Source organism: Nostoc sp. FACHB-152 (assembly GCF_014697475.1).
In the GTDB taxonomy this organism is placed as follows: Bacteria; Cyanobacteriota; Cyanobacteriia; order Cyanobacteriales; family Nostocaceae; genus Nostoc_B.
This window is the reverse complement of record NZ_JACJRV010000130.1, coordinates 1-12,045: the sequence shown is the minus strand read 5'-3', so window position 1 is coordinate 12,045 and position 12,045 is coordinate 1. Positions and strand designations below refer to the sequence as shown.

At 42.8% G+C, this 12,045-nt stretch carries 9 protein-coding genes and 1 pseudogene; 9 read left to right on the top strand and 1 reads right to left on the bottom strand.

The features are described 5' to 3' along the window. The first annotated feature begins 346 nt into the window (after positions 1-346). The 9 genes from H6G76_RS34760 to H6G76_RS34720 all read left to right on the top strand — a co-directional run bounded on the left by H6G76_RS34760 (position 347) and on the right by H6G76_RS34720 (position 11,511). Positions 347-856, top strand: a complete 510-nt coding sequence (locus H6G76_RS34760) for a pentapeptide repeat-containing protein (RefSeq protein WP_190710742.1) — start codon at positions 347-349, stop codon at positions 854-856. 497 nt (positions 857-1,353) lie between these two features. After that, a complete protein-coding gene (locus H6G76_RS34755) occupies positions 1,354-2,175 on the top strand; it encodes a class I SAM-dependent methyltransferase (protein ID WP_190710741.1) in 822 nt (273 codons plus the stop codon). Between the two features lie 97 nt (positions 2,176-2,272). Further along, positions 2,273-3,637, top strand: coding sequence for an LLM class flavin-dependent oxidoreductase (locus tag H6G76_RS34750; RefSeq protein WP_190710740.1), 1,365 nt, complete (start codon positions 2,273-2,275; stop codon positions 3,635-3,637). Positions 3,638-4,063: 426 nt separating this feature from the next. Continuing rightward, positions 4,064-5,602, top strand: coding sequence for an amidohydrolase family protein (locus H6G76_RS34745; RefSeq protein WP_190710739.1), 1,539 nt, complete (start codon positions 4,064-4,066; stop codon positions 5,600-5,602). Between the two features lie 178 nt (positions 5,603-5,780). Continuing rightward, a complete protein-coding gene (locus H6G76_RS34740) occupies positions 5,781-6,434 on the top strand; it encodes a dienelactone hydrolase family protein (protein ID WP_190710738.1) in 654 nt (217 codons plus the stop codon). 97 nt (positions 6,435-6,531) lie between these two features. Beyond that, on the top strand, positions 6,532-7,143 hold the full coding sequence (locus tag H6G76_RS34735) for a GDSL-type esterase/lipase family protein (RefSeq protein WP_190710737.1): 612 nt from the start codon (positions 6,532-6,534) through the stop codon (positions 7,141-7,143). A gap of 132 nt (positions 7,144-7,275) precedes the next feature. After that, on the top strand, positions 7,276-8,274 hold the full coding sequence (locus H6G76_RS34730; protein WP_190710736.1) for an aldo/keto reductase: 999 nt from the start codon (positions 7,276-7,278) through the stop codon (positions 8,272-8,274). A 28-nt stretch (positions 8,275-8,302) separates the two neighbouring features. After that, entirely contained in the window at positions 8,303-9,343 is a 1,041-nt protein-coding gene (locus H6G76_RS34725; RefSeq protein ID WP_190710735.1) for an aliphatic sulfonate ABC transporter substrate-binding protein, read from the top strand. Between the two features lie 338 nt (positions 9,344-9,681). Then, on the top strand, positions 9,682-11,511 hold the full coding sequence (locus H6G76_RS34720; protein WP_190710734.1) for an ABC transporter ATP-binding protein: 1,830 nt from the start codon (positions 9,682-9,684) through the stop codon (positions 11,509-11,511). A 220-nt stretch (positions 11,512-11,731) separates the two neighbouring features. Here the strand turns inward: H6G76_RS34720 and H6G76_RS37535 are convergent. Continuing rightward, a pseudogene (locus H6G76_RS37535) lies at positions 11,732-11,949 on the bottom strand (hypothetical protein). Between the last annotated feature and the right edge of the window lie 96 nt (positions 11,950-12,045).

Here is a 12,045-nt window from a genome sequence, read left to right as displayed (position 1 = left end):
AAAGCGATTGAAAATGCTTTTAACCAAGTCTCTTTAAATGATATTTATAATTGGTTTACCCATTGTTGCTACTGTACTTCTTTAGACTGAGAAACGCTATAAACAATTTAGGATTGCTATATATAGGGTTTGGCAAACTGCCATACATAACAATTCTTAACGTACTTTACCTAAGTTTACGAAATTATTTAGAGTTACAAGGTTGCGTCAATTGTTGTTTCTCATCAACAACCGCTTTACATCACTTGAGTTTATCGGTTTGAACAAAAATAATAGTTGTTTTTATCAAATAACTTATTTACATTAAATATCAACTGCTTAATGAACTATTCTAGGAGGGGAACTCATGAAGAAATCAATTTCTCAAAGGCTAACTAATTGGATAGTAGCTGCCGTATTTTTGGTACTTGTAGCAGGATTTTCTCTATTTGATCAACCTACTGCCAAGGCTCAAGCACTAACAGCACCCAATACAACACAATTGGCACCTTCGCCTGTCACTTCTGTAGCAGACAACGTTAGGCATTTACTAGCAACCAACGAGTGTGTTGGGTGTAACTTAACAGGAGCATTACTTAAAGATACAAATCTGCAAAATGCGAATTTAGCAAATGCGAACTTACAAAATGCTGATTTAGAAAGAGCAAATTTACAAGGAACTAACCTGCAAGGTGCAAATCTTCAAGGTGCAGATTTAGGTAAGGCTAGCATTTTAAACGCCAACCTAGAAAATGCGAACTTATTTGATGCAGATTTAGAAAAGGCTAATCTCACAGGTGCTAATATTGTCGGAGCTAACTTTTTAGGGGCTGATTTAGAAAAAGCGATCGCACCAGTTGGATTGACAGCTTATTAATAATGCTTGTCTATGGCACAAAAAACTTAAATAAATATTTTTGTTTGACCCCTATTGCCGCTCTTGGTAGTTGGGGTTTTATTAATTTTATACTATCCATCCTACCTCGTAATATTGCCAATTCAGCAGCCGATTATTTTTGCTTTGGGATAGATGCATAATTTTTTCAAAAAACAATATCCTTGAGGTATAGCTTGTAAAAATTTTGAGCAAATTTGTGTTAAGAAACACTTGCATTTTTTTTGTAAGTATGGAATCCTTTATTAAGAGTTAACTACTGTAAATTGATAGATTTAAAGTACTTTAAGCTTGATACACTACAAAAATTTATTTAAGCGAGTTTAAGCAACCTCTATCGATTGCTAAATTGTTCAAACAAACTGAGGAAGAAGGCTGAACTCTCATAATACACATCGTCCTACCGCTCAGGACACAGAGATTTTAAGAACAACCTTCCCAAGACTTTAATACAGATTGATTACGCCAAAAAACAAATTATGACTCAGCTGAAAACACTTCCCATATATGACCCAACATTATTTGAGGGTGCTGCTGAAGTTTACGCTCAGTATAGAACTAAATACCCACCTGAGGTTTTTGACAAACTAACCGAAATATTTAACCTGAATGGTCAAGGAAGATTGCTGGACTTGGGTACTGGCCCTGGTTTAATTGCTATTCCTCTCAGCACACAATTTCAGGAAGTAGTTGCTATTGATCCTGATCCAGAAATGCTTAAGGAAGCACAACGCCAAGCCGCATCTTTAGGAGCAAATAATATTACTTGGTTAGAACAAGGCGCAGAATTAATTGACTCTAGTTTAGGAATATTTAAACTAGCTACTATTGGCAGAGCCTTCCATTGGATGGAACGTGAACTGGTACTGCAACGCCTTTATGAATTGTTGGCGGATGATGGCGGAATTGCACTGCTCAACACAGGTGATAATCCTTGGCAAAGTTCTTTACCTTGGAAACAAGCTGCTATTCAAGTAGTGAAAAAATGGTTAGGTGAAGAACGGCGAACTGGACAACGAGGACAAGCTATTCGTAAACCAGTTGAGCCGCCCCACGAAGTTGTAATTGCTAATTCAGCTTTTGCTCGCCAAGAAGTGTATGAAGTACCATTTGAAAAATCTTGGACGGTTTCTAGCTATCTTGGCTACTTATACTCCACAGCCTTCTCTCTGAAAATTTTCTATGGAGATAAAGCTGAAGCCTTTGAAGCCGATATCAAAGAAGCATTACTAGCAGTTGAGCCTTCTGGAGAGTTTAAAGAAGAACTCAAAGCCACAATTCATGTCGTTTGGAAGCATTGAAGCTTAAACGCAGAGTCTCGCGGAGGTTCACGCAGAGGAAAAAGAGAGATCTCTGGTGTGATATTTCAATATTCAATTAATTTAGAGAAAAAAGCAGATGAGCAAAAAACGTCAGTTTCGATTAGGTGCATTTATTCAAGCCACTGGACATCATGTTTCTGCTTGGCGACATCCAGATGCTCAAATAGATGCTGGGTTCAATTTTGAGCATTACAAAGAAGTTACCCAAACGGCAGAACGTGGTTTATTCGATGCAGTGTTTTTGGCAGATAGTCCAGGAGTTTGGGGTGGTTCACCAGAAACTCAAAAACGCAATGGTAAGCTTGTCCATTTTGAGCCGGTGACACTCTTTTCGGCTTTGTCTGCTGTCACCAAAAACATCGGCTTTATTGCTACTGCTTCGACTACCTACGAAGAACCTTACACCTTGGCTCGGAAGTTTGCTTCTTTAGATCACTTGAGTAATGGCCGCGCCGGGTGGAATGTTGTCACTACAGGTAATGAAAACGCCGCAGCTAATTTCGGTCTTCAGCATCATCCAGAACATAGCCAGCGTTATGAACGTGCTGAAGAGTTTGTCGAAGTGGTAAAAGGTTTATGGGATAGCTGGGATGATGATGCTTTCATCCGTGACAGAGAATCTGGTGTTTATTTTGATCCCAATAAGCTGCACATACTCAACCACAAAGGTAAACATTTTTCTGTCAAAGGCCCCTTGAATGTCGGTCGTCCGCCTCAAGGTTATCCAGTGATTGTGCAGGCTGGTGCTTCGGAAGCTGGACGAGACTTAGCGGCGCGTACTGCTGAGGTAATTTTCACTGCTAATCAAACCCTCGCTGATGCTCAGGAATTTTATGCTGATGTGAAAGGTAGATTGGCACAATACGGACGTTCTCCTGATGATCTAAAAATTATGCCTGGGGCTTTTCCAATCATTGGACGGACTGAAGAAGAAGCCCAAGAAAAGTATGAGTTCATCCAGTCGCTCATCCATCCTGATGTTGCTTGGGGTATTTTAAAGAACTACTACAAAGGTGTGGATTTATCGAAATATTCTTTCGATGATCTAGCTCCTGAACTACCCAGCGACACCAATAACAACAAGAGTCGTTTGAAATTAGTCAAGGATTTGGCTACTCGTGGAACTCTGACACTGCGCCAATTATATCTGGCTCTGGCTACTGCTAGAGGTCATCGCACTATCATTGGTACTCCTGAAAGTATTGCTGACCAATTAGAAGAATGGTTTAACAATGGTGCAGCAGATGGTTTTAATATCATGCCGCCTATCTTACCTACAGGATTAGATGACTTCGTGAACTTAGTCGTTCCTATCCTCCAGAAGCGGGGGCTGTTCCGTACCGAATACGAAGGCAGTACTTTGCGAGAAAACCTGGGGCTACGTCGTCCGGTTAATCAATTTGCCGCAAAACAGGTGGAAGAGAAATTGGTGTTGGTATGAGATAACAAACCGCAAAGAACACAAAGGACAAATAGACGCGTCAGAGGCTTCCCGCAGGGTAGAACACAAAAGAATCAAAGGTTTAGAGAGTTTTTGCGTCACATCCTAGAGTAGTGAGTTCCGAGTGCTGTAGACGCTTCTGCGATGAGCCAGTGCCTTATGGGTTTCCTCCGTTATAGTAACTGGCTTTGCTGAGTTATTTAGTAGTCTGGCAACCCAACTTTGCATGGTGAGGGCTGGGAAAAGGGGAAAGGTTAAAGGTTAAAGGACTAAACATCTTTTCCCCTTCCCCCTTGCCCTTTACCCCGCCAAGTTTCCTTGGCGAACCACTAGATACGAAAAACTAAGACTATTATGCTTTGTCGTACTCAGCACTCATAACTCATTTCTCAGCACTACTTCTGTAATTGTTTGAAGGGAAAAAATATGACTGAGTATAGCAGATTAAAAACTTCTCGCTCGGCTGCAATTAAAGCAACCCTCGATTATCCGGTAATTGATACCGATGTTCATACCAATGATTTCACTCCAGCGTTGGAAGATTACATCGCTAATTATGGTGGTGCAAAACTCGTAGACGCATTACGTAAGGCTGAAAATTCTCGCCTGAACTCTAAGGTTGATGGCAAAGATTGGTATCAACAAACACCCGAAGAACGCCAGTACTACCGCACAATTCGATCGCCTTGGTGGGCAAGAGTTACCCGCAATACTCTAGATTTAGCTACTTACACTTTGCCTGAACTGTTCTATGAGCGTCAGGCTGAACAAGGTTCCGATTATTCGGTACTGTTTCCCAATAACGTTCTCGCACCAGCTGGCGCAGGCCCAGAACAGCGTCAAGCACTACAACGGGCGGTAAACCACTATCATGCTGACTTGTATCGCAAATATAGCGATCGCTTGACGGTGGTAGCTGGTATTCCGATGGGTACTCCTAAAGAAGCGATTGAAGAGTTGGAATTTGCGGTAAAAACACTAGGTTTAAAAGTAGCAAATATTCCTGGTGGCGTGAAACGTCCAATTAAGGCGATCGCAGATAAATATCCTGCTGACCAATTCCCAGAAATCGCTAAGTATGCCTCTTACATAGACTTCTACGGATTGGATAGTGAATACGACTACGATCCATTCTGGGCGAAAGCTGTTGAATTAGGTGTCCCCATTACCACCCATTACGGTAGCCAAGGTTGGACAGGACGCTCTTCTATCAGCAACTACATGAATAACCACATCGGTCACTTTGCTGATGGCTCCCAAGCATTTGCTAAGGCGTTGTTCTTTGGTGGTGTTACCAAGCGTTTCCCACAATTGCGCGTAGCAATGCTCGAAGGTGGTGCAGATTGGGGCGCACACGTCTACATTCATTTAGTAGACCGTTTCTCCAAGCGCAGCCTCAAGGGATTGCAAAACTACAACCCAGACCTCACCAATGCTAATGAGTTGTACGAGTTGTTTGCACGTTTTGGTAGCGAATTCCTCGAAGCACATCCTCTGAGTAAAGAAGAACTAACCAAGAGTGTCTTAGGTTCTTCCTTCAACCGTCACAGCCGTTCACCTGTTGGTAGCGAATTAGAAGATTTTGCTGCTGCTGGAATTGAAACCATTGAAGATATCCGCGATCGCTGGGTGAATACTTTCTTCTTTGGTTCTGAGTCTGACGATCGCACCATTAGTGCAGCATTCAACGACAAAGCCAATCCCTTGGGTGTGAAAATCAACGCCATCTATTCCTCTGATGTCGGTCACTGGGATGTACCCGACTTGACAGATCCTCTAGCAGAAAGCTGGGATTTGGTACAAGAAGGTGTGATTTCCGAAGCAGACTTTAAAGCTTATGTCTTCGGTAATCCTTATAAGTTCTACACCCAAGCTAACTCTGACTTCTTTAAGGGTACAGCGATTGAATCCAAGGTCAACAACCTTGTATCTCCACCAACTGATAAGAATCTTGTAGTGGCTTAAATCTTTGCCGTGAGACTACAAGATCCCTGACTTTTCAAGTCATTTGGAAAAGCTAATAGGAAACCTAACCCCCCTACCCCCTTCCCTACGAGGGAAGGGGGAGAAGTCAAAGCCTCTCTCCTACGAGGAGAGAGGTTTGGAGAGAGGTTTTCACCAAACATACAGAGGAATTACAACTATGGCTATTGAACGTCGCTCTGGTTTATTGCCTTATCTTTTTTCGGCTGTTTCGGAAGATGCTGAAAAACCTGCACCTCTGGTGTTATTTTTGCATGGGGCGCGCGATCGCGGTAATGATTTGGATGTGCTGCTGAAATGGGGGCTACCTCGTTTTGTGAATGAATCAAGCCCCTTACCTTATTTCTTTTTAGCACCCCAACTTCCTGAGGGGCAGACTTGGGTAGAGCGAGAATCAGATGTCATTGCTTTGTTGGATAATTTTATCGCCTCCCGGCCTATCGATCCCTCCCGTGTCATTATATCTGGGTTCAGCTTAGGTACGGCTGGGGCTTGGCATATCGCCGCTTCTCATCCTGGTCGCTTTGCTGGACTGGTAGCTGTGTCTGGTCGTGTACCTAAGACTTTAGAAATCAGCCAACTAGCTGCACTTAAGGAAATTCCGATCCAAATATTTCAAGGTGCTAAGGACGAAAAACTATCAATTGAAGATACACAGCAGATTGTTGATACCTTGCGCGGATTGGGGGGAACAGTAGATTTTACTGTACTGCCTGAAGGCGATCATTTTATTGCTGATGAAGTTTATACTGATTTGAAATTGCAACAGTGGTTTGTTTCTCAGAGTCGTCGTCAAGCTTCTGTAGCTGTCTGAGGCGGAATAAAGACTTTTGCAAGAAGTCTATTTTACCTGCCCATTAGTATGAGATGACCAATAAAATTATGAACATCATGCTGAATTCAGTTGACTCATGTCAGACTCTCGCAAAGAAATCAGAATTTGTTTTATTGGTGAATCTTTTGTTAATGGCACAGGCGATCCTGAGTTTCTCGGTTGGACAGGTAGAATTTGCCGCCATGCTGAGTCAAAAGGCTATGCAATCACTCACTACAACTTGGGGGTAAGGGCTGAGACAAGTCGCTATCTCAAACAACGTTGGCGTTCTGAAGTATCTTATCGTCTTCCTGCTGAATATGATGGTCGAGTAGTGTTTTCTTTTGGGGTAAACGATTCAGGATGGGCGGGTAAAAAGCAGGGAATCGAACTTTCAGAGTCGATCGCAAATGCTCGCAGCATTCTGACTGAAGCAAAACAACTCTATCCTGTCTTGATGGTAGGCCCACCACCATGTGGTGATGTTGAGCAAGAAAAAATTATTGCCAACCTATCAAAAGAATTTGCGTTAGTTGCTCATGAACTAGATGTGCCATATCTTGATGTGTTTTCTAGTCTACTGAAATCATCAATCTGGCTAACAGAAGCAAAAGCCAATGATGGCGCGCATCCAAAGGCAGATGGTTATGCAGAATTTGCTGCGATCGTCCAAAACTGGGAAGGTTGGTTAAATTGGTTTACGCCTTAGTAACCGCGTCAACAAGAGGAAAAGGGGCAGGGGGCAGGGAGCGAGGGGGAAGACCGGGACAAAGCGAAGATTTTGCGTCAGTCCTCATAGCCTAACTTTCTCAATCAACTACTTTTAGTCAACAATATCACAATGACTTTACCAACAACTAAACTCGGTAAAACTGGATTGACTGTTTCCCGCCTTGTTTTAGGCACAATGACTTTCGGCTTGCAGACAGATGAGGAAACTTCCAGACGTATCCTCGATACTGCGGCTGAAGCTGGTATCAATTTTCTCGATACAGCCGATGTTTATCCTCTTGGTGGAGGACTAGCTACGGCTGGAAGTACCGAAGAAATCATTGGACGCTGGCTCAAAGGCAAACGCGAACATTTTATTCTAGCTACTAAGGCTGTGGGCCGAGTTGGGTCTGCGCCTTGGGATCAGGGTGCTTCGCGCAAACATATTTTAGATGCGATCGATGCTTCCCTCAGAAGATTGGGAACTGATTATGTTGACTTGTACCAATTGCATTCTGATGATGCTTCAACTCCTCTAGATGAGACTCTGGAAGCATTGGATACTGTAGTGCGTGCGGGTAAGGTACGTTATATCGGGGTTTCTAATTTCTTAGCTTACCGACTCGCCCGTGCTTTGGGTCGCGCCGATGTGCGTAATTTGACTCGTTTTGTTTCCATTCAACCCCGCTACAATTTGTTATTCCGTGAGATTGAGCGGGAACTTTTACCCCTGGCGCAAGAAGAAGGATTGGGTGTAATTCCTTACAATCCCTTGGCGGGTGGTTTACTGACTGGGAAGCATAACCTTGCTCAAGGCCCTACGGAAGGTACACGTTTTACTCTGGGGACTGCGGCGGAGCGTTATCAAGAACGTTATTGGCGCGATCGCGAGTTTAATACTGTTGAGGAATTACGCACAGTAGCAGATTTAGCCGGATTATCACTCACTACTTTAGCAGTGGCTTGGGTGTTAGCTAATCCAATTATTACCGCTCCCATTATTGGTGCTAGTCGTCCAGAACAACTAACCGACACCCTCAAAGCAGTAGAAGTCAAACTCGACGACAATTTGAAACAAAAGTTAGACGATATCACCACCGAATACCGCAGGGGCGATTCTCTACGTTAGTCAACATTTTTGATATATCAATATATATATGATTAACCGCCGTCGTTTTCTCAATTTTGCTACATCTAGTGTGGGTGGTTTTTCTTTGGCTTATATGTTGGGAAGTTGTAGCCAACAAAGCCAACAAAATGTAACAACTAGTACTGGTTCCTTGGGGATAAAAGCGAAGGTTCTCCGCATGGGGTATCAGAGTGCGGGGGATTTGGTTCGCAATCGCAAAGTTTTAGAAAAACGCTTAGAACCACTGGGAATTAAGGTGGAATGGGCGCAATTTGTCCAAGGCCCTCAACTGATGGAAGGAATGGCGGCGGGCAAAGTTGATGTGGGATCAGTAGGCGAAACGCCACCAATTTTTGCACAAGTCGCTGGTTCAAAACTGGTTTATGTTGTCGGTACACAAAGAACTGCAAGAACTGGAACAAGTAGTGTGATTGCTGTCCCGCCAGAATCGCCCCTGACAAAGTTTGAGGAAATTAAGGGACAAGAAGTATATTTTCAAAAAGGCTCGGCATCGCACTATTTTATTCTGAGAGCTTTACAGTCAATTGGCTTGACTATCAAAGATATTAAAATTAGAAGTATGCCAACGATTGAGGCGCGGGGTGCTTTTCTGGAAGGGAGAATTCCTGTGTGGATGACAGGAGATCCGCACTATGCGATCGCCCAAAAGATGAATCGCATTCGTGTCCTGAGAGATTCCGTTGGCCTAGATTCTCCTGGTAGCTACTATATTGCTGACAGAAAGTTTGCCGAAGAAAATCTCGGCTTGCTCAAAATTGTAATTGAAGAACTTCATGCGCTTGATAAATGGGCAGAGGCGAATCGAGATGAAGTCAAAAAATTGATGATTAAAGAACAAAAGCTCGATGAAGATGTAGCAGACAGAGTTATGTCTCGTCGCACTTTCGCCGGACGTAGAGGTTTAAGTCCAGCACTAATTGCAGAACAACAGCGTGTAGCAGACTTATTCTTTGAAGCAGGTGTTATACCCAAGAAAATTGATATCAACGAAGCATTACTGCCACCTGATTTGTATGCTGCAATTACGCCATCAGAAATTATGGTTTAGTCATGCGCTGCGCGCAGGGTGTCGGGCGGATAGATTAATCGTGAGCAACGCAAAACTAGTTTACTCATAACAGTCCTTCTTCCCCCACACCCGCCCCAACGGGGCTTAGTCAATTCCGAATTCTTCCAAAAGCACAAAGATTTGAGCTTCCTACTAGCGGCTCAAGCCACTAGCAAAATATAGAAGTCTTTTCTTATTGCCCTATTGCCTATTGCCTGTGTTTCTTGAGAGAAATTTTGAACGAGTTGCGGCACACAGTTTTTAACGCCCTAGGACGGCTAAATTAGCCGCCCATTTTTGTTTTACAAAACAGCTAAATTATTACGAGAACAATTTTCATGATTAGAAAGGTCAGACTTTCCAAATCTTTTCAACGTGCTGCTAGTGCGCCAAACTTACCTAATACTCCATTTCGGTTCATTTGCTATTTCGTTAACCAGTTTCGCTGGTGGTATTTAGTAATGGTAATTTTAGAGGCATTACACGCAACCTGTGGCATTATGTTGCCCTATGCTATTGGTGAGATCATCCGGAGTGTGACGCGCTCAACGGTAGACAATAAGCAGATTTTTGATGTTATACGCCAACCCTTAATATTATTCACTGCTTTAAGTGTGGGTGAAGTCGTATTCGGGCGCTCGGCGGGACTTTTGCAAACTATCCTACATCCAATCCACCGCCAACACATTGTCCGCTCTTTATATGCCTACTTACAACATCATTCCCATCGTTATTTAAGCAGTAGTTTTGCTGGGGCTTTAGCACATCGCATCGGTGAAACATCGCTGGGTGTCACCCAGACGATGCAAATGATGATTACGGAATTTATGTCTGTAATTATTGTATATGTTGTGTCCGCAATTATACTGTATCGTGCCTATCCACCCTTGGCTGCATTCGTAGGCGTGTGGGCAGTTCTGTTTATCAGTATTTCTTTCTGGCTGGCAACTCGTTGCCGAATTTACTCCCGCAAAGCCGCAGCCGCTAGAAGTGAGACAACTGGGATTATTGTAGATGCGGTGACAAATCTCAGTAGTAGCAGGCTTTTTGCTCGCTTGGGTTTTGAACGACGTTATTTAAATGAGCAATTAAAGCACGAACTCAAATATGTGAGAGAGTCCAACTGGTACTCGGAGCGAATTCGCTGGTTTCAGTTCATCGCCGCAGCGATTCTAAAAATCGGTATTTTATATTACTCAGTTTCGCTTTGGAGTCAAGGATTAATTGCTGCGGCTGACTTTGTTGTAGCTACTAGCTTGTCACTATTAATTATCAGTGAAGCCCGTAATTTAAGCCGCCGCTTTCTGGAATTTTTTGAACATATCGGTAACGTTGCCAATGGTGTGTTTACAATTGTCCAACCCCATGAGTTGATTGATCGGGAGAAAGCGATCGCTCATCCTATCACTCAAGGTAAAATCGAGTTTCGGCAAGTTAATTTCAACTATTCTGCTGAGAAAAAAGTATTTGAAAATCTCTCTATTACCATCCAACCAGGGGAACGTGTCGGACTCGTTGGCTTTTCTGGCTCTGGAAAATCTACCTTTGTAAATCTGATTTTACGTTTATTCGATCCTCAATCAGGGCAAATTCTGATTGATGGAGTCGATATTCAAGATATGACTCAAGATGCTTTACACGCCCAGATTAGTTTAATTCCTCAAGATCCATCTTTGTTCCATCGCACATTAATGGAAAATATTCGTTATGGGCGCATAGATGCAAGCGATGAGGAAGTGATGCAAGCAGCACGCAAAGCCTATGCTCACGATTTTATTGTCCAAATGAAGGAGGGTTATAATTCTTTGGTGGGTGAGCGTGGTGTTAAATTGTCTGGAGGACAAAGACAACGCATTGCGATCGCCAGAGTTATCCTTAAAGATGCACCAATCCTTATCTTAGATGAAGCTACTTCCAGCCTCGATTCAATTACTGAAAAAGCGATTCAAGATACTCTAGACATAGCGATGAACGGAAAAACAGTGATTGTCGTGGCTCATAGACTTTCTACTATTGCCCACCTAGACAGAATTTTGGTGTTCAATCAAGGACAGATTATTGAAGATGGTACCCACGTCAAATTACTGGCACGTCGTGGTGCTTACTTCAGATTATGGGAAATGCAGGCAGGTGGATTTTTACCTGTAGCAGCGAATCATCAAAATTAGGATGTAGGAATAGGGGCAATACGGTTCGGTTAACAAATTTATCTGTTGAGGTGAGCAAGGGGGCAGGGGAGAGGTTAGTGTCCATTCCCCCTTGCACCCCTGCACAAGTGCTTAATTCCTCCAGCCTCAAGAGCTTATCCGAACTGTATTGGGAGTAGGGGTAATACCACTGGTTCAGGACAGGAAGCCATAAGTGAAGCGTAGCGTTCCTTGTGGTACTTTACCTTGAATGCTCATTATCTGCGCCGATGTTTAGCTCATTTTTACTAATGGTTACTTCCCGCCATAATTGTTGAATTTGATTGTAAGCTTCTTCAGGAAGAATTTGCCAGAGGTTTCTAAGCTAACAATGTAGACTACGTTTTGAGTAAATTCTTGAAGATTAGCATTAAATACTAAATTTTTAGGATTAAAGTTACCATGATAATGATTTAGGATTGAGAATTAAATAAGATCCAAAAATAGACACAGCAATGATAGGGTGAACTTATACTGTGAGCAACTCAAAGATGCGATGAATCCCTATCCTTTTAA

Bases quoted from the DNA above. Each gene is read 5' to 3' on its own strand.
- H6G76_RS34730 (WP_190710736.1), top strand. From the start codon at position 7,276: ATGACTTTACCAACAACTAAACTCGGTAAAACTGGATTGACTGTTTCC.
- H6G76_RS34725 (WP_190710735.1), top strand. From the start codon at position 8,303: ATGATTAACCGCCGTCGTTTTCTCAATTTTGCTACATCTAGTGTGGGT.
- H6G76_RS34755 (WP_190710741.1), top strand. From the start codon at position 1,354: ATGACTCAGCTGAAAACACTTCCCATATATGACCCAACATTATTTGAG.
- H6G76_RS34735 (WP_190710737.1), top strand. From the start codon at position 6,532: ATGTCAGACTCTCGCAAAGAAATCAGAATTTGTTTTATTGGTGAATCT.
- H6G76_RS34720 (WP_190710734.1), top strand. From the start codon at position 9,682: ATGATTAGAAAGGTCAGACTTTCCAAATCTTTTCAACGTGCTGCTAGT.
- H6G76_RS34760 (WP_190710742.1), top strand. From the start codon at position 347: ATGAAGAAATCAATTTCTCAAAGGCTAACTAATTGGATAGTAGCTGCC.
- H6G76_RS34750 (WP_190710740.1), top strand. From the start codon at position 2,273: ATGAGCAAAAAACGTCAGTTTCGATTAGGTGCATTTATTCAAGCCACT.
- H6G76_RS34740 (WP_190710738.1), top strand. From the start codon at position 5,781: ATGGCTATTGAACGTCGCTCTGGTTTATTGCCTTATCTTTTTTCGGCT.
- H6G76_RS34745 (WP_190710739.1), top strand. From the start codon at position 4,064: ATGACTGAGTATAGCAGATTAAAAACTTCTCGCTCGGCTGCAATTAAA.